The organism is Hyphomicrobium sp. (assembly GCF_036833075.1).
Taxonomy (GTDB): Bacteria; Pseudomonadota; Alphaproteobacteria; order Rhizobiales; family Hyphomicrobiaceae; genus Hyphomicrobium_C.
Map to the genome: position 1 here is coordinate 1 of NZ_DAITQL010000082.1, position 17,765 is coordinate 17,765.

14 protein-coding genes and 2 pseudogenes are annotated in these 17,765 nt (G+C 58.5%); 4 read left to right on the forward strand and 12 right to left on the reverse strand.

Annotated features, from left to right (window positions below):
* The 6 genes and pseudogenes from V7082_RS17970 to V7082_RS21615 form a co-directional block, all read right to left on the reverse strand.
* The coding region (locus V7082_RS17970; protein WP_334150752.1) for a recombinase family protein at positions 1–1,579 on the reverse strand (1,579 nt) is incomplete at its 3' end.
* A 33-nt stretch (positions 1,580–1,612) separates the two neighbouring features.
* A complete protein-coding gene (locus V7082_RS17975) occupies positions 1,613–1,882 on the reverse strand; it encodes a hypothetical protein (RefSeq protein ID WP_334150753.1) in 270 nt (89 codons plus the stop codon).
* 612 nt (positions 1,883–2,494) lie between these two features.
* On the reverse strand, positions 2,495–3,295 hold the full coding sequence (locus V7082_RS17980; RefSeq protein ID WP_334150754.1) for a TIGR02391 family protein: 801 nt from the start codon (positions 3,293–3,295) through the stop codon (positions 2,495–2,497).
* Positions 3,296–3,596: 301 nt separating this feature from the next.
* Positions 3,597–4,230, reverse strand: a pseudogene (locus V7082_RS17985) (tyrosine-type recombinase/integrase).
* Between the two features lie 179 nt (positions 4,231–4,409).
* The gene (locus V7082_RS17990) at positions 4,410–8,390 is read right to left on the reverse strand and encodes an autotransporter outer membrane beta-barrel domain-containing protein (RefSeq protein ID WP_334150756.1); all 3,981 of its coding nucleotides are present in this window, start codon (positions 8,388–8,390) and stop codon (positions 4,410–4,412) included.
* 3 nt (positions 8,391–8,393) lie between these two features.
* A pseudogene (locus V7082_RS21615) lies at positions 8,394–8,522 on the reverse strand (ESPR-type extended signal peptide-containing protein); the annotation flags it as partial.
* Positions 8,523–8,841: 319 nt separating this feature from the next.
* Here V7082_RS21615 and V7082_RS17995 point away from each other — a divergent pair.
* Complete coding sequence (locus V7082_RS17995) at positions 8,842–9,444, forward strand: response regulator transcription factor (protein ID WP_334150757.1); 603 nt, start codon at positions 8,842–8,844, stop codon at positions 9,442–9,444.
* Positions 9,445–9,500: 56 nt separating this feature from the next.
* Positions 9,501–10,124, forward strand: a complete 624-nt coding sequence (locus tag V7082_RS18000) for a response regulator transcription factor (RefSeq protein ID WP_334150758.1) — start codon at positions 9,501–9,503, stop codon at positions 10,122–10,124.
* Here V7082_RS18000 and V7082_RS18005 read toward each other — a convergent pair.
* The 4 genes from V7082_RS18005 to V7082_RS18020 all read right to left on the reverse strand — a co-directional run bounded on the left by V7082_RS18005 (position 10,040) and on the right by V7082_RS18020 (position 14,956).
* Entirely contained in the window at positions 10,040–11,869 is a 1,830-nt protein-coding gene (locus V7082_RS18005) for an ATP-binding response regulator (protein WP_334150760.1), read from the reverse strand. The two genes, V7082_RS18000 and V7082_RS18005, sit on opposite strands and share 85 nt — an antisense overlap.
* Before the next feature lie 251 nt (positions 11,870–12,120).
* Positions 12,121–13,071: an IS110 family transposase gene (locus tag V7082_RS18010; RefSeq protein ID WP_334150761.1), complete on the reverse strand. Its 951-nt coding sequence runs from the start codon at positions 13,069–13,071 to the stop codon at positions 12,121–12,123.
* Positions 13,072–13,449: 378 nt separating this feature from the next.
* Positions 13,450–14,313 carry a hypothetical protein gene (locus V7082_RS18015; protein ID WP_334150762.1) on the reverse strand — a complete coding sequence of 288 codons (864 nt, stop codon included), beginning with the start codon at positions 14,311–14,313 and terminating at the stop codon, positions 13,450–13,452.
* A 31-nt stretch (positions 14,314–14,344) separates the two neighbouring features.
* Positions 14,345–14,956 carry a recombinase family protein gene (locus tag V7082_RS18020; protein WP_334150763.1) on the reverse strand — a complete coding sequence of 204 codons (612 nt, stop codon included), beginning with the start codon at positions 14,954–14,956 and terminating at the stop codon, positions 14,345–14,347.
* A 209-nt stretch (positions 14,957–15,165) separates the two neighbouring features.
* On the opposite strand from V7082_RS18020, the gene V7082_RS18025 reads away from it, so the two are divergent.
* A complete protein-coding gene (locus V7082_RS18025) occupies positions 15,166–15,456 on the forward strand; it encodes a hypothetical protein (RefSeq protein ID WP_334150764.1) in 291 nt (96 codons plus the stop codon).
* A 5-nt stretch (positions 15,457–15,461) separates the two neighbouring features.
* On the opposite strand, the gene V7082_RS18030 is transcribed toward V7082_RS18025, so the two are convergent.
* Complete coding sequence (locus tag V7082_RS18030; protein WP_334150765.1) at positions 15,462–16,268, reverse strand: hypothetical protein; 807 nt, start codon at positions 16,266–16,268, stop codon at positions 15,462–15,464.
* A 71-nt stretch (positions 16,269–16,339) separates the two neighbouring features.
* Complete coding sequence (locus V7082_RS18035; protein WP_334150766.1) at positions 16,340–16,918, reverse strand: hypothetical protein; 579 nt, start codon at positions 16,916–16,918, stop codon at positions 16,340–16,342.
* Between the two features lie 328 nt (positions 16,919–17,246).
* On the opposite strand from V7082_RS18035, the gene V7082_RS18040 reads away from it, so the two are divergent.
* Positions 17,247–17,654, forward strand: coding sequence for a hypothetical protein (locus V7082_RS18040; protein ID WP_334150768.1), 408 nt, complete (start codon positions 17,247–17,249; stop codon positions 17,652–17,654).
* The last annotated feature ends 111 nt before the right edge of the window (positions 17,655–17,765 follow it).

Genomic DNA, 17,765 nt, shown 5'->3' on the forward strand with positions numbered 1-17,765 from the left:
AGTGCTGCCCTCCGAAGGCAGAGGTCACAGGTTCGAATCCTGTCGGGTGCGCCAAACTTGAATTGTCGTTCGCAAAGCTCTCCAAAGCCGCGAAAATACTGGTCGTCTGGAGGGTTCGAAGTCCTTCGGTAACCGAGTATTTGATCCTTCCCCCAAACAGGAGTCTGAGCAGCTTCCGGCGGTGTTCGATGCGCCCGGAATCCCACAAAACACGGGGGTTTGAGAGGAAGGCGAAGGAGGTTCGAAAAGTGTCCTCGAAGCCCTTCTTCGGTCGGCCCGCAGAGGCCATCTTCTCAGCCAGCAGGTGCTTCTGATCCTGCAGCTTCTGGAGCTGGGTCTCGTAGGCGTTAATCGCGGCGGTGCTGTCCGTTTCAACCAGCCGCGCGACGAGCTGTTCTGTCTTGCGCTCGATGCCCTGCAAATCGCGCGTGATTTGGCTGGCCTGTTCTTTGGCTGCGGATTCGCGTGATTCCCACAACACCTTGAGCATGGCCCGTGCCGTGAACAACAGTTCCTGTGTCGGGCGCACACTATCCAGCAGCCGGTCGAAGTCGGCCTCCAGCAGGGTCTTGCGGATGTTCTTGCGCGCCATCTCGCAGCCTTTGGTGAAGCACCAATAGTAGGCATAGCGCTTGCCTTTGCTGCCGCGCGACCACGCTGCCGTCATGGGGCGGTCACAACAGGCGCAGTTGACGAAGCCTCGTAGCGGAAAATCGTCTTTCTGGTCCGGGCGCAGCGGCGCGACAGGCTTGCCGCCCATGCGCTGTTCGATTTTCAAGAAAGTTTCGAAGCTGATCAGGCCTTCGTGCTTGGCGGGAATGCGATGAAGGCCCCACTGCGGGACGCTCATGTATCCAGCATACAGGGGCTGACTCAGGAGCGAGCTAACTTTCTGCGGATGCACCTCGCCATACCGGTTCTTCGGGAACAGGGGATCATTCTGGAGAAACCGCTGCGCCTCGGCCTGCGTTTCAAGCTTGCCTGAGGCAAACCCTTCCAACGCATGCTTGATTGTTGTCGCCAGCGGCTCATTTGGTACAAGCACTTTGCCACTGTGTCCGGCAACGCGATCGAAACGATAGCCCACGGGCGGCATCCATGCCCAATAACCGTTGCGGGCGCGCGCCTGCATGCGGTTTTTGGTCTGCTCGGCATTCTTCTGGCGTTGATGCTGTGAGACCGAGGCCAGAAGGTTCTCGACAAGCACGCTGTCAGAATCCTCGCCGAATTCGATGGACGGAGATTCCAGCTTGCCCCCGGCGCTTGAAATCGCTGTGCGAAGTTGCAGGTGCGCTTCTAGCCCGCGCGCAAGACGGCTAATGTCATCGATCAGAACGACATGCGTTGTGGTGCGGCGGTTCTTCTTGAGGAATGCCAGCATCGTCAGCATGCCGGGGCGCTCGATCATGCCGCCCGATGCGCCCTCATCGCGAAAGACTTCCACGATCTCGTAGCCCTTGGCGCGCGCATAGTCGCGGCAGCGCGTTTCCTGCGAGCCCAGCCCATCACCTTTTTTCATCTGTGCAAGGCTTGATACGCGGCAATAAATGACGGCTTCGGTGAGCGAGGGCAGGGTCATGGCTTGTGTCTTTCGTTCGTTTTTTGGGTCCTTTTAGCGCTGGCGCTTGACGGGCGCGAAGTCGGGTTCGGCCTGAGGCTCGTTCGAATTGTCAGCATGGAGATATTCTATAGAATTCAACGGCTTGATGCCAGACAAACCTTCATTATCGTTCGCAAAATGCTGGGTGGGGCAAAGCCCCCATGCTTCGTCGGCGAAGCTCTCCATGATCGACCAAAGATCGGCAAGAAGCTCCAGTTTCTGCTCCTCGCTGAGATCGCAGTGTTCGACATGGGGCAGGAACTGTTTGAGATCAATCGACATCACAGGGCTTCCTTTCATTATGGAAACACTATGCGCGCAGCGCCGCCCGTGATCGGGTGAAACCCGGATGGGCGAAAGCGCCGAGCTTCAGAAAGAACGTTCACGCGGCCCCGCGATACCCTTCGAGGATAGGCATAAGCTTGCACTTAAGTTTGTTTTTCACGTAGGCGGAGATGACCTTCTGGGCGAGGCAAAGCCCGCAGTGCCGAGATGAGCGGAGCGGAGGCTCGGTTGACAAGAGCCCGGCACCGGCTGAACAAGCCGGGAAGACGCCTGAAGCGGAAATCAGCGACCCGTTCGGCAGGTCTGTCCCAGAAGCCGACATTCGTCACGACATCATCTGAGCCAACAGACTCATGCCGGCATATGTCCGCTTGTCGTTATCGACCGGAAGCCTGGGTGCGAAGCCCAATGGCCGGGGCAGACCGAGAGCCGACGTCCGCCTCCGGAGTATGTGTTGGCTGATGGACGGGTATAAAAGGTCGGCATCGTGGATCTGCCGCAGATAGTTCAGCGACATTAAGTCGATCGTCGCGAACCCGCTCTCAAACCCGAACTTCAGTCTGTCGGCAACAAGAAGCTAGTGGCATGGCGTACATCGACATCAGATACCTAGCTCCTTCTTTTCGATTCCTGGACGATGTAGGCGAGCATGCTGAGCATACTAATGTACTCGACGGCTCGTTGCTCGGATCCTTCCGGGAAAGAATGTCCACCTGGATTTCTCACGGCCATCACCGCACCTTCGAAGAGATGCATAATACCTTCCTGCTCGTCCTGGTCGGTGCGATCCGCAAGATCGTTAACCGCGAGGATTGGATTGTTCTTTGAAAAAACTTTGCGGACCAGCGGAGCGCCGTCGTCGTCATACTCACCTGATGCCTCCTTGACCATGTTGAGCAGAGTCTTCGAAGCGGCGAACACCGCATCCCAGTGATGGCCGTCGAGGAAGAGCTGGCGGGCGACGCTTTCGATTCTTGGGTGCAGGTTGAGCTTAGAGAAGGTTGCTAAAGGTGACGGGGTGACCGTATCTGTAAGCTCTTCGCGCTTCTCTTTAAGCCTGTCGATCAGGCCATTGACGATCCCAATTGTTTGGGCGCGGCCTCTTTCCGTGGCCTCGATAACCTGATTCCGGGACATATTGATAAACATGGGGCCAGCCCACATGCGGATGTGTTCATGCCTGGAATATTCTGGAGAGTGTTCTCCATAGATCTCGAGGATCGAGGAGCGCAGGTTATGAATCGCGTTGTCATCCGCAGCTGTGTGATTCAACACGGCGTCTTGAACATTCACTGCTTCTAGCTCTTTGATCCTGCGTTCCAGCTTGGCGGCTGCGCGATCGATTTCCTCGATAGAGTGGAACTCTCGAGGTTGGATTGAGGGCTCTAATTCTTGTTTGCGACGGACCACGTCGTCCCTCCGAATCATGTGCACGCTAAAATAGTCTGATCAGTGGGCGGGCCGCTGGATAGATCGGCAAGCGCTCGGATTGTGGAAAAGGAAGGTCTTATGACTGACAGGGAACGACTAGATTAGCCCCGGAGAACATGGACTTACAACGGAAGTCATACCCAATTTGATAAGCCAACTTTTGGCCCGTCATTGCCGCGGCTGGCTCATAGGTCCCAGAAGCTGCCGTCGCGCGATGTTTGGTCGACGACGCAGCGAGCGCCGCCGACCATGTCCGGAATCGGACAACTGCGTCGAGCGATCAGATGTCGATCTTCTCAGCTATTTCGATCGCGTCGTCGACTTCGATGCCGAGGTATCTTACAGTGCTTTCGATCTTCGAATGCCCAAGCAGGAGTTGGACAGCTCGAAGGTTTCCGGTCCGCCGATAGATGAGTACTGCCTTCGTCCGCCGGAGCGAGTGCGTGCCAAACTTCGTCGGGTCGAGACCGATGCTGGCAACCCATTCTTGAACGAGCCGAGCGTACTGACGCGTCGTTAATCCACCTTGGTTGCAGCGACCGGCAAACAGAAACTGATTCGCTTTGCGTCCCGTCAGGCGCAGGTACGCGTCAATCGCCTGTCGTGTCTGGTCGGTCAGTTCGAAATGCACCGGCCGTTCGGTCTTCCTCTGACGTATCGTCGCCCGATCCCATCGAGTAGCCACCAGGGGCAATATCGTCAACGCGAACAGCAACGACATCACAGCCGCGCAACTTGCTGTCTATCGCCAGATTGAAGAGAGCCAGATCGCGCTTGCGGTCCGCCATCTGCAATTTTGTCCGGATGGACCAGACGTGGCTCGGCCGCAGCGGCGGCTTTGCACCGATGAGCTTTCTTTTGTTCCAGGGCAAGCGAGCTGGCTTTGCGGCTGAAGAAGTATGATCCTGTTCCATAGTCTGTCTCCTTGTATGAGAGACACACCACCATGCGCCCGTCTCGGCCCAACGACGGGATTCCGCGACGCTTCTAGGTAATTTCTTCCTCTAAGTGGTTACCGGGGTCTTGGAGAGAAAACAAGGATCAGGGAAAGCCCGCATTGGGATTTCCCTGAACCAACAGCGCCGGACAGTACTCAGAACGTCACCGCGAGATTTGCGCGGATACTATGGTTGTCGGCTTCGTCCGCAATCTGACCCAGATAGTAAATGCCAACCCGGCTTGACTGACTCAAATCGCCGTCCGCCCCCAGCTCTAGCACGAGCGCCTCCTTGGCAATTGGAACGCCGGAAGCTGAAAATGGCGTTGCCGCCGGAGAGAAGGCCATCTCCGCCATCGCCACAGTGTCCCCAAAGGCATGGCGCCACCCAACGCCGCCGCTCAGACGCACATCAGCTCCGAATCCGGTTCCGACAAATGCCTCTGCTCGCAAGCCGAGTGTTGTAAAAGTGGTTTCCATAGTGGCGCTGGAAGCGGTGAGCGCCGCATCGTCTCCCTCTTCCGAAAAATGTTCGCGCTTCAATCGAACGTGCGCCAGTGCTGCATACGGCTCGTAGGATGCCCATGGTGCGTCAATGCGAACGGCACCTTCCGCAAAGATTTGTCCCGTCGAAACATTCGCATCTCCGGATAGGCTGTCGGTAAATCCGGCAAACCCAATACCACGCTCGGTTTCGAGGTTGCTCCAGGTATAGGCGCCGCCAGCGCGCACGGACATGGCGCCCCATACCGCGCCGGAATACAGACCGGCAGACCAGCTATCGGCATCACCGGAAGAGCGAAGCTGATCGACAGACATGTTTGTGTGGCCGTAGCCACCCAGGACACCAGCATGCAGATTCCTCGAAAGCGCAACATCGGCGCCGGTGAAAACGCCGCCGGATGAGCGGTCTATCGATGCCGTCTGTTCGCCGCCCGAGGCATCGCCAAACGCTCCATACGCCTGTCCCCACGTTGAAACACCCGAACGATTCGGCGAACCGGATGCGTAATCTCGCGCCCCGACACCTCCGAACAGACTGCGCAAGCGATCGATGGCCGCATCACGAACAAATCGGCTCTCTTCCATCAAGGATGTCAGGAAGGACGAATGTGCCTCGCCTGAAAGTTGATCCATGGCATCTGCGGCGTCGGCATTCGACAGGTTCGTCACTGCATTAAATAGCGCTCCTGAGGCCACACCTGAGACCCTCTCGGCAACTGCGCATTGGTTTGATGAGAAATGCGTAAGGCACATGTTGCTGAGTTGAGACGTCAGATAGACGTTGTTTGGATCGTACGAGAGCGCGAAATTCAGGAACGCGAAGTCGTCCGTGAGACTGTCGAACGTACCGGCGACGCCGCCGGACGCGGTTGCGATGGTGTAAGTCGTTCCAACTGTGTAGGTCGCACCCGTGTCAGTACCGTTCTCTGGTCTGACGTGAACAGCGGCGCCGTTGATCGTGATCGTGCCTGTGGCGTTGACGAAATCGTTGTGCACGCCCGCAACATTGCCGCCGTCGTTGAGTTCGACCTCATAGGTCGATCCAGGAAAGAAGTTGAAATTTACGGCGTTCGTTGTTCCGACCGAGTTACCCGGAGCAAGTATACCGCCGGCACCTACGTTCAGCGTTCCCAGCGTACCACTGCCGCCAAGCGTGCCGCCCTGAAGCGTCAGCGTACCGCCGAGTGCAGAGTTGATAACAAGCCTTCCTGCGGAAATCGTAGTGGCGCCCGAGAAGGCTGCGTTGTCTGCGGTCAGCTCGAGCGCCCCGGCTCCGCGCTTTTCAAGCGTGCCCGAACCCGTGATCAAGCCGGCGTATGCGCCGTTCGCAAGTTGATCAAAAACGAGCGCGCCCTCGTTCAGGATATCGCTCGTCTGGCCGTCGGCGTGGGTGATGAAAGTGCCGCCGTTGATGGTCACGCCGTCTTCGACGAGACCGGTGTTCGTGAATGTTCCGTCGTTGTTGACAAGACCGCCCTTTAGCGTTCCGGCGTTCGAGACAGCACCTTCATTGCTCATGCCGCCTTCAATGGTGCCGCTGTTCAAAATCGTGCCCGAGTTGCTAAGCGGGTTCGTTACGCTGAGCGTTCGTCCTTCTGCGACGTTGACGGCGGCTTCAGCAAGCGACGTATTCGAGAAGCTCGCAAGTCCCGTGAAATCGCCCTCGCTGACATTGAGGATCGCATTTCCCTCGTTGACAAAGGCTACGGCGTTCAGGGGGGCACTGAGGTCGCCCGCGATATTGAAGATGCCGCCGCCATGATTGCGAATGTTGCCGTCGATCTCGCCCGAGGCATTGACGGCGCCCGCATTTGCGAGCCCGTCTGCGGAAGTCGTGGAGAGGCCGTTTGACGTCGTGAACGTAGCCCCCGCCTGATTGACGATCTTCGAGGCCGTTAGCTTGCCGCGATTGACCACCGTGCCTCCCGCCGCGTTGTCGAGCGTTTCATCGATGTTAATCTCACCGAACTGCTTGATATCGATGCCACCCTCCTCATCGACGCCCGACGACGTATTCTCCAAGGTTCCGGTGATATTGAGCCAACTGTTCGCAATCGACAGAATGCCGGTTCCGCGATTGATCACCTTGTCGCTGGAGTTTGCGCCAAAGACGGTCGGGGAGGCACTGCGTGACAGCACCGCTACACGCCCCTCATTGATGATCTCGGCCACATCGAGCGTCGAAACGCCGCCGATGTTGAGTCTGCCGCCTTCAAGGTTGGTTACCGTTCCAGCGCTGTTGACATCCGCGAGTTCCATCCTGCCCGCATTGGTTATGCCGCCGCTGCCGGTCACATTGAGCGTTGACCAGCCCATCATGCTGAAGGCACCACCTGCACCAACCTCAATTGCTGCCGTCGAGGCTTCGGACGAAAGGTCGATGTAGAGGCCTCCGCCAGTCACGACAAAGCTGCTACCGTTGTCGCCGTCGTTGGCATCGCCAAACCCATCTCCCAGATAAAGTTCTCCACCCTCCATCTCCACGGTGCCGGTGAAATTGCCATTCTCGCCAGTAAGGTTCGTTCTGCCGGCGATATGCTGGATGGTGCCGGTTCCAATCAGCGGCGTCGCGAAATCGTAGTAGGGATTTCCCGGCCGACCGTGGTTGAAGACGACACGGCCGTCGCCTAGGCCAAACTGAATGGCTCCGGCCTGCAGCGTTCCGGGTGCGACGGCATCTTCCCCTGCACCCGCCCCGATATTCAAGATGCCGACTGCATTGGCTGTTTCATCGCCAAGAAAGAGCGTTCCGCCACCGTCTTCAATTGCGATCGTACCGCCATTGGCAATCGTCAGCATCCCGGTGCCCGTGCGCCCGACCTTCAGAAACTTCCCGGTTTCCCATTTCGAGCCGGCGCCGTCGACCAGCACCTCACCGTGTCCGCCGCCGTTGGTTCCCACGTGCGAACCGTAGGAATTGGCATCCTGGTCGCTCGTCACAACGGCACCGTCCAGAATGTTGAGGACACCGATGCCGTAGTCTCCGATCATGAAACCATGACTGGTGTTCCACGTCGACCCGGCACCGGAAAGCGTGACGACAGAAAAGGACTCATGCGATGTGCCAATATCTGCGCCCTTGCTCACCACGTCCGCGCCGTTGGTGATGTCGAAAGTGGTGATGTGGTCCGGGTTGGACGTGTAGCCATTGTTGGACGACGGGGCAAAGTTACTCTGAACATTGATGCCATATGACGTCGAAAGCGAGGATCCTTCACCATCCACGGTGGCGGAAACGAGCCCACTGTGACCACTCGTGTATCCAAGGCTCACGTAGGAACCGAAACTGGCGGCTGCGCCTCCCTCGATCACGAGCGTGCCGTCTCCGCTCAATCCGACATACAGATCGCGGTCGCCGATGAGTTCGGACCCGACGCCGCGGACAATAAGCGTTCCGTTGGACCCACCTTCAGAAGCCCATCCGCCAACCGTTAACCTCTGTCCGATCTGCGCCGATCCACCGTTTTCGATGATAAGAGAAGCTTCGCTGTCGCGGCCGACGTTCACGCCGCCCGTCACGATCCAAGGATCAGGCAGGGTGCCTCCGGCGCCGCCGCTGACGACTTCGTCGCTGTTGATGACCGTCGTTTGCGCCGATGCGCTTGCCGTCAGCCCAAAGCTGCCGACGAGCATTGCGGCTGCGTATAATTGCGTGCGTCCGCTACGCCGACCCTCCGGTTTGGCGCATCTCCCCCTGGAGCATTCGGGCACCACGATCAATCTGGCAAAGGTTCGTGACCAGATGTGCCGGTAAGCTCGGTTCATTGCGTTACGCCCCCCAAGAGCATCCGCGCGACGCAATCACCAGTCTGCGCACCATCAACGGCGGCCGCGCGTCAACACTCGCTGCGACCGTTGCTGCTACGCAAAATGCGCGAGCGGGGCCTCGGGAACAATTCGGTTAGGCGTGCTAATTGCTTTTTAGGAAATAGGGGTTTGCCGTATGATTCGGCACGGCTTTTGGCCGGGACAGCCCACGCAAAATCGTATCGCGCCGATCCACTGCGCAACGTCACTAGCACATCCGTACTAGTGGTGATCCGTGTTGCCCGCTGTTACCCCTCCGTCGAGGGGGCAGGACAGAATGGGTGCAAGGCTGATAGTGGTTGCGGACCCCATTCCGCTCTTCCGCGACGCGCTCGTTCGTCTCATCCGCCAAAATGCTGCGGATGTGCAAATTTTTGAGGCAGATGGGCCGGACGAGATCCAGCACGACTCGTTCAGAACGTCGCCTGTCCTCTTCGTCATTGGGCTCACCTTGCGCGGCAGGAATGCGGATTCCGGCATCCGATGCTTGCGCGATCGTCATCCAGACTGTGCAATTCTGATCATTTCCCCTACGACGCGGTCAACGCACACCCAAAAGCTCCTTGATAGCGGGGCCGATGAATGCCTGCCGCGCACCGCGACGCCGGATGTCATTGCGGGCGCGATCCGTGCTCTTATCCAGAATACATGCAGCGCAGTCGAGGCTCCATGGGCAGAGAACCCGAACATTGCCAATTTGACGCCTCGCCAGCGGCAGATCCTCGATCAGCTCGCGCTTGGGCGCACCAACAAGGAAATCGCTGTCGCTCTCGGAATTTCGCACTATACGGTACGGGTACACATTTCATCTCTGTTACGGCTGTTGGGCGTAAGATCGCGTGCGGCAGCTGTCGCTGCGGCAAGCGGATTTCGGCCATAGCCATCTGAGTTTACTGTTTTTCGCGGTTGCCGCCGCAAGGGAACGTGACGACGTCCATGGCAGACCGGATCATCATCGCTGACGACCACCCCATTTTTCGTGAGGGAATGCGGCGCGTCGTGCAGCGCGCGCGCTCATGTTCTCTTATCACCGAAGTCGGAACATCGGCTGAGTTGCTAAGGGAGGCGGAGAATGGACCGCCTCCGCTCATGATGGTCCTCGACCTCTGCTTTCCGGGCTTCGAAGGGGAGACCAGTATCCGGGATTTGCGGTCAACGTTTCCAACGACCTCTCTGATCGTCGTCTCGATGACCGACGATAGCCAAACGGTCGATACAGTGATGAAAGCGGGGGCGGACGGATTCATCAGCAAAGCCGTTTCGGGCCTCGACATGACTGCCGCGATTTCCGACGCGCTCGCGGGCGATATTGTCGTACGCATCGAAAGCACGATCAGCACCGACGGGCCGCTTCCGTCCGATATCCTCGCGCGCTTATCCGATCGGCAGCGCGAAGTGTTGCGCCTGATCGGCACCGGCCTTTCCAACAAGGAAATCGGGCGAGAACTCAATATCTCGCCCTACACCGTCCGCATTCACGTTTCCGCTGTATTGCGGTCGCTCGAAGTCTCCACCCGCTCCGCCGCAGCCCGTGTCGCAGCGGATCTGGGCCTACTGTAACCGTGACGCGATGTTGCTGAAAGAAGCAACGAGCGGAGCTGCGAAGGGTTGACGGGCTTCGCGAGCACAACGATTCCCGCTTTCGCGGCGTCCTCGCGCAACTGCTCGCTATATGAGCCTGTCATGATCGCAGCACCTATAGGACGCTTCTGCAAACGACACAGGCGGATAACGAGATCCAGACCTTTCGTTTCTCCTCCGAGTTCCTGATCGCAAAGAACAAAGTCGGTGCGGTCAGCATCGCCCTTGAGGCTATCAATCCGTCCGGTTGCACGCGTCGAGCACCCCCATCGAGCCAGGAGTTGTGCCGTACTTTTGCGCACGGCACGATCATCATCAATGACAAGAACCCTAAGTCCTTCCAAAACGCGCTGATAGTCGCGCGAGGGCTTGGCAGCGGTTACGTTCCGGCGGGAGATCGGAACGAGCCCCTCGATCCAGAAGCTGCTGCCCCTTCCGACCTGCGATCGGACGCGAATGGCGAGGCCCATCAGCCGCGCAAGCCGGCGGACGATAGACAGACCCAGGCCGAGACCTTCAATTTGTCCGCCGCGATGAACCTCTAACCGCTCGAACTCATCAAAAATCTGCTCGCGGCACTGTTCCGGAATACCCGGGCCTTGATCGACAACGGCAAGCGCCAATGCTCCTGCGTGGCGTTTGACACCGATCAGAACCTTACCGTTCGGCGCGTATTTGATCGCATTTGAAACAAGATTTTGCACCATCGCCTGCAGCAATGCAGGGTCGGCATGCAGCCAGTGCCGCGTCGACACGAACCGCACCTTAACCTTGCTCTTCTTCGCGCTCTCCTGCGTCTGACGGACGACATCGCCAAGGATGTCGTCCAACGGGAAATCGACGGGAACGGGCTTGACCTGCCCGGCCTCAATTGCCGACAAATCGAGCAGCGAGCGGCACAGCCGAGAGAGCGAGTTCACGGACTGATCCACGCTTCCCAGAACATCGGAGGCTTCCGCTCCCAATCGCATGCCTCTCAGACATTCGACGAACAGCCCGATTGCATGAATTGGCTGGCGTAGATCATGGCTGGCTTGGACCAGAAACCGGAGCTTGGCATCGTGCGCGTCCTTGAGTTGACTGGAGGTCGCAGAAAGTTCGTCATTCTTGCGCGCAAGGTCGCGGGACATGGCAACGTTCGAACACAAAAAGCCGTGCATGCGCTGCATGAGAATGGTCAGCGTCACGCCATAAAGCAGCACCATGGCAGTAACCGCGATCATTGAAGGGCTTTGCGCATAGACCAGAAATGATGCCGCCAGCAGGGGAACCGATGTCCAGATCGATAGGAGGCAACTGCGCGGCAACGCGTGCTGAGAACTGACAGCGCCTAACGCTGTTCCTCCGAGCGCCAATGCATAGAGCACGCTGAGCACAAGGTCGCCGTGTACGGCGCACGCGAGAGCGCCTGCGCCCCATACCAGCCCGATGGCCGCTGTCGTTACTGAGTGCGCGCGCCCGAACACAAAGCGCGGAACACCAGGAACCCAACCCTTGGCATAGGCATGGCTAATGCACGCGAGTGCGAGCGACAACGCACCCATCGCAGCGAACCAAGCCACGCTCCAGCTTCCAGCCTCCCGACGCATCAGGACAACGAACGTGAACGCACACACCAGGAGATGGATGATCCAACTTGCCCTGCCAATGGAGAACAGATAATCGAGGCGCCAGTCGCCCTCGCCGACTGCCTGATCACCTCCGGAGCGTTTCAGCGTTCCCATATCTAGCCTGTGTTACCATCTTCCACTGGCCCAACGGCCACCAGACACTCATTCCACCCATGCATGAATTCGATCAGGCGGACGTCCCCTACGGACGACCATGGGTCGCAGATAAGAGAGCTGGCTTTTTTGAAGAGCGCCAGAAGGTCCGTTAGCGGGTTAATATCGCAACAGTCAACACTGCGCAGATGCGAAGGAGGGGCAATCCAATAGTTGGTCCGCTTTCTCGGCATCGCGACATAAGTCGGGGGCTACTGTGGAATCGCGTTGCGATGAAATTTTTCCGGATCGAAGGGCTGCTGCTGGCTGACAAGGGTGTTGAGAATGGTCAGCAGCTTTCGTGCGATGGCCATGACAATGGCCTTATTGGCCTTGCCTTCGGCTTTCATCCTTTTGATGAAAGGCTGGAAGTAACGCCCCTGAGCCATGACGGACAAGGCTGCCATGTAGAGAACCTTGCGGACGTGCCTGCGTCCATCCGCCAGCCGGCGCTTGCCTTTGAACTTACCCGACTCGTAGGCACGCGGCGCAAGACCGGCGAGCGAGACGATCTGCCTGCGATCAGCGCTTCCCAGCTCAGGCATATCGGCAACCAGAACCGAGGCTGATACAGGGCCGATGCCGGGCGCACTGGCCAGCAGGCTGCTTACACGGTGCAGTTCCTCGCATTCGCTCAGCTGCTGGCTGATTTGCTTTTCAAGCTTGGCGACACGGCGTTCGAGGATGGCGAGCAGGCTCTGGATATCGCGGGTGAGTTCCGGATCGGCGATACGTCTGAGCCTGTTCTTCTCTTGCGTCTCCATGTCCTTGTATTGCCGCCGCCGCTTGACGAGGGCGCGGAGCCGGTCGCGTGCGGGCGTGTTGGTCTGCTGCGGCTCCATTTGCCGCGCGGCCCCGAATGCCGAGAGCATCCGCGCATCCACGCGATCGGTTTTGGGAAGGTTGCAGGCGCGGGAGAAATGCCATGCGTGAGCCGGGTTGACGCGTACAAAGACCGTGTCCTCTGCACGTATCTGCGCAAGCAGAATATCGTCGCAACCGCTGGTCGCCTCGAATATGAGGATGTCATGCTGCTGCATGGTTTGAAGAAATGCGCTTATTGAAGGCGCGTTGTTTGCAATCCGGCGATGTTCGTCTTGCTGGGGGTGATAAATGTCGATCCAGTCTTTTGAAAGATCGGCACCGATGTAATAACGAGGCATAAAAAATCCTTTCCACTTCGTGCGGGCTTAAAATATTGGCCCAAGCTACTGTTCAGGTTTAAAATATACGCGTGGTGGTGTCCCAAGCCCCCGGACGGGATTCTATGTCCCTGGATGCAACGCGGGATCACCATCACATCTCGTAATTTATCACGTTTCATGCAGAAGGGGATGCAACGGGGACCAGCAAAGGTCCCCTTGCCGAGGCGGGCGAAAGACCGTCGAGCGAAGATGGTGCTGTCATACAGCACACATCTGGCGTTACGCCTTAAGCCCGTCCTTCATTGTAACGGGTCTTCTTCCCGGTAATAAAATTGCGATTTGAGCTTTGCTTTCGACATCGATGCTCGTTGCATCTTCTCCCGATGCATGGCTCCGTCACAGGCTGCCCAGCTTGAACTCTCTCCGATACGTTCCTTGGTCGATATAGCGCAGGCGGCAAACGTTCTTCGTCTCGATCTCGATCAGATCCTTATTGTCGTCGACGAGCATCACGGTCGTTTTCGTTCTGACGACGAGATGGCCGGAGATCGTGACGTCACAGGCGTTCTGCCCGGTGTAGAGCAGGGTTTCCACGCACAGCCCGCCGCCGTACTTCGTCCAGCGCAGCATGCCGGCGAAGGCATCGTTGTTGAGCCAGAATACGGCCTGCGCGGAGATCAGGATCGGGATGAACGCGTAAGCGCCGAGCCGCCTCTTCACCACGCGAAACATCTTTTTCGAGAGAATCAGGAACAAGGCGGCCATCAGCGCAAGGTGGAGAAACGCATACACGCCCCGCTGATACGAGCCGAAGACCGACGTCAGATAGGTCATCACCGCGTGATACGTGTTGCCGATCAGCAGGAGCACCCGCCCCTGAAGGCTGCCGTATTTGTAGTATTCGACCGCCGTCCAGAACAGCGCTGCCAGCAGGATGGCCCCGAAACCGATGAAGAAGATGTCGAGCCGCGCGCGCGCCTGGCTGGGCGTGACGAAATCGTTGCTGGCGACCTCGATAATGAGCGCGAGAAAGATGGCCGCATGGAGCGCTGTGACCCAAGCGGCCTGTCCGTAGAGGATGAAATCGATGAACTCGATCCCCTCTCCGGGAAACCGCGCGCCGTAAGCCGACAGGTAGTTCAGCGTTGCCAGATAGCAGATGGCGGCGACGAACGTGAAGTTCAGGAGCGCCGGGATCAGCAGCCCGACAACCGCGTCCCGGTTCTCCCGGACGAATTGCCTCACACCGGACAATCCCATGCCGCCTTCCCCCTTTGTTACGGGCGCGACTTCAATGCACCCGTTCCAGCCCCGCGCGTTTGAACCCGCGCATCAATGTGGCTTCCGAGACGTCGAGCCGCCCGGCCACTTCGCCGATGGGAATCCCGAACTGCGTGATGTGGCGGTGGCTTTCGAGAATATCGTCGATGGTGAGCGCGAACGGCCTGCCGATCTTTTTCCCGCGCTCGCGGGCTGCGGCGATGCCCAGCACCGTGTTCTCGCGGATCATGTCGCGCTGGAACTCGGCGACGGCGGCGAAGACGTGATAGACGAGCTTGCCGCCCGGCGTCGCGGTATTGATGCCTTCGGCCAGCGAGCAGAAATGAATCCCCTCGTTGTGGAAGCGGGCCAGCAGGTCGGAGAGGTGCTGGAAGGAGCGGCCCAGCCGATCAAGCTTCAGGACCACCAGCACATCGCCGGGCTTGAGGATGCTGAGCGCCCGGTCGAGGCCGGGCCTGCTGGCCTTGCCGCCGGAGACGCCGTGATCGCGGAAGATGCGCTCGCACTCAGCAGCTTTCAGCGCGTCGAGCTGCATGTCGAGCTTCTGCTCTGGGGTGGAAACGCGGGCATAGCCGATACGCCGCCCGCCTGTTTCAGGCCGTGGCTCCCGCGTATCCCTCATGACGCCCCCTCGACAAAACCGAACCCTTTTGTCTGGCGGCTGGTAGCGATGCTAGCGCGAGTGCTAGCATTCAAATCCGGCGCAATTCCGGTGCTTATGAAGTATTTCCATAGTGACATTTCTCTGATATCCTCCTCAAACATAAATGTTCGTTTATGTTGAGCAGGAACGCACTAGTAATAGCAAGTGTGTGTACTATCGTATGTAGCATGTCTGCGGCTTGGGCGGCAGATGACTTCAAGAGTTCGAAGTTCCTGACCTACTCGGCAGAGGCTCAGAACAGCTACATCGTCACGTCTGTGGTGATGGCAGGTGCCATTGCAGGGCAGAACAGGCCAGAGCAGGCAAAGTGCATCGACCGGTGGATGGCCGAAAATGAATCGGCTGGATTCCCCACCGTCAAAGATGCGATGTCTCGCTTCCCAGAACATCACCCATCCGGTGTCATTATCGCCGTGCTGGAGAAGGCCTGCGGTTCCGTGAGATATGCTGGCAAGTAGCTGGCCTACAGAGAGGGAACGGTGATGGACGCCGACGAGGAAGTCTTGGCCTCCAATATGGTTTCCTGACTCAGTTCGTGATCCGCACGCAGCTTCGTTCCCAATTTTCCGCCGATCTCATCCAACCGCTGACGCATGTGATCCGCGTCCTTGGCGGCTTCATCGACGGCCCGCTCCCGTATCTCTTCATCGAGATCGGGATCGGTCATGCGCTCCTGATGTGATGCAGCTCCGTGGCTGATGCCTGTCACTTCTTCCTCGTAGTGCTCCAGCTCCGAGATGCGAGACAACCCGGCGTCCTTCTGTTCGCCGGTGGTCTTGCCGTCAAAGTCGACGCTCGCCACTTCGTCCGGTGCAACAGCGCGGCCATCCTCGGTTTCAATACGGCCATCCGCATACAGAAAGATATACTCACCGGTGATCGGATGACGTGCGGCGTTGTCCATGAGGACCTGATAGTCGAGGCGCGCTTCTTTCATCAGGCCCTCGATCCGGTCGAGCAGCTCCCGCGCTCTGTCGCGGAGGGCGGCAAGATCCCCATAGGTTTGGCGTAGCTTCTCTGCGAGGCGCTGGCTCGTGATAACCAACAGCAGCGCTTCAAGCCGCTCCTTACGATCCCTATCGGGATCGTCGCGCGCAAGGCCCGGCCTTCCGCGCGGATCGATCTCCTGTTCGCGCTTTTTCTTGGCCTCTTGGAGAATTTCTTGGTGCTTGTGCCGGACCAGCGCAGCGTTGAGCGGGCCGAATATCTGACCCTTCACCGCCTCAAACGCTTCCTGCAACTCCGGCAGATTCTCAAATTCGGTCTTCACTTAACCCCGCACACCTTCGTCTTATGTCCATTATACCGTAGACGGATTATTGAAGTCAAAATTCGTCCGCGTCACTCGTGTTCCAGAAGGTGGCGCACGAGCGCCTCGCGGAATGTGCCGAAGGAGAGGAAAGTTTTCTGCCGGGGATCGAACTGCCCGCTGACCAGCCTGCGGCTGTGCTGCGCGACCGTGGCAAGCGTGACCATATGGATCAGGCGCGCCCGGAGCAGGGATACCGGATCACGGTCCTCTTCCGCATAGATGTTGAGCGCGTGATAGAAGGCGCGCAGGTGGTTCATCTGGGCCGCAGCCTCACTGTCCTGCTCAGGCCCCGTGAACTTGCCGTGCAGCGGGCAGCTTTTGCAGATCGGGCTTGCCCGTCGGCCCGCGCGGTAGTTGCGATAACAGGTATCCTGCGCGTGGCATTCGGCCAGCAGCTCCAGCATCGCAGCTTTGATCAGGGCGATCTCCTCCGCGTTTGTGATCTGAACCAGCGCGGCATTGGCGCGATGCCAGCGGGAAAACTCCGGCGCGCTCAGTCGATCTCGAAAATCCAGATAGTAAGCGCGCAGCGTCTTACGGCTCACCTTGAGAAGGCGGGCGGCGATGTTGATGTCGACGCCGTGGGCGAAGAGATCGATGGCCTGCACGGTCTGCACCATGCTGAGCTTGGCGTGTTTGCGGAGCGGATTGCGGGGCGGATGATCGCTCACGCGCCTCTCTCTCTCCCGAGGCGCATGAGAATGGCGGCAGGCATTTCTTGCGAGCCATCAACGCCTTGTCTTCGAACGAGGGCGATGTTCTTCCCGATCTGTGTAATGGCCCCGCGCGCCCCGTTGTCATGCGTTGACAAGGGTGGCATCTCTTATTTGCTCCTCCTTTCAAAACCTCCGATGCGCCGCTGTGAGAGCGCGACTTGAGGGCGGATTCCGCGTCCGCCTCCGGTCGAGCTTGAAGCGGCATTAAAGGAGGTAGACCATGGCCGAGCTTGCTATCCAATCCCCCGACATGATCGGCGGCCATACGCACACAACCGTGTGCGTCGCCCCCGACCACGCTTTGCGTCGCCGCTCCCACTTCCAGCGTCTTGCGATTGCCACGGCGGCGCTTGAAGTGTCGCGCCGCGAACTCATCAACGTGATTGCGGACACGATCTACGGTTTCAAAGGTGAGATCGTCTGGCCGGACGGGATGCGCTACGACCCGCCGGACGTTGACGAAGCCTTCGGCGACGATGGCAGCTTTCGCTGGGTGAGCGATTTTATCAAGTTCGCGGACGTGCCGCCGCGTCAGCACCCGCAGCGCCGCATCATCGAGCGCCTGCGCCTGATCGATCTTTATTTCCGCATTGCGTATCCTGAGCGCGCGCGTCTCATCGCGGAATAGATCGCATCTCATGGATGTCGCGCCCGGCCACCAAGGCCGGGCGCGATTTTTTTGCCCTAGGCTCCGAACCCAATCAGGTCTTTGATTTAATAGCGAACAGTGATTCAAGCT

Coding starts and splice junctions, on each gene's coding strand:
- V7082_RS18005 (WP_334150760.1), bottom strand. CDS start 11,869: ATGGGAACGCTGAAACGCTCCGGAGGTGATCAGGCAGTCGGCGAGGGC.
- V7082_RS18015 (WP_334150762.1), bottom strand. CDS start 14,313: ATGGGATTGTCCGGTGTGAGGCAATTCGTCCGGGAGAACCGGGACGCG.
- V7082_RS18000 (WP_334150758.1), top strand. CDS start 9,501: ATGGCAGACCGGATCATCATCGCTGACGACCACCCCATTTTTCGTGAG.
- V7082_RS17995 (WP_334150757.1), top strand. CDS start 8,842: ATGGGTGCAAGGCTGATAGTGGTTGCGGACCCCATTCCGCTCTTCCGC.
- V7082_RS18020 (WP_334150763.1), bottom strand. CDS start 14,956: ATGAGGGATACGCGGGAGCCACGGCCTGAAACAGGCGGGCGGCGTATC.
- V7082_RS17990 (WP_334150756.1), bottom strand. CDS start 8,390: ATGCTCGTCGGCAGCTTTGGGCTGACGGCAAGCGCATCGGCGCAAACG.
- V7082_RS18040 (WP_334150768.1), top strand. CDS start 17,247: ATGGCCGAGCTTGCTATCCAATCCCCCGACATGATCGGCGGCCATACG.
- V7082_RS18025 (WP_334150764.1), top strand. CDS start 15,166: ATGTCTGCGGCTTGGGCGGCAGATGACTTCAAGAGTTCGAAGTTCCTG.
- V7082_RS18010 (WP_334150761.1), bottom strand. CDS start 13,071: ATGCCTCGTTATTACATCGGTGCCGATCTTTCAAAAGACTGGATCGAC.
- V7082_RS17975 (WP_334150753.1), bottom strand. CDS start 1,882: ATGTCGATTGATCTCAAACAGTTCCTGCCCCATGTCGAACACTGCGAT.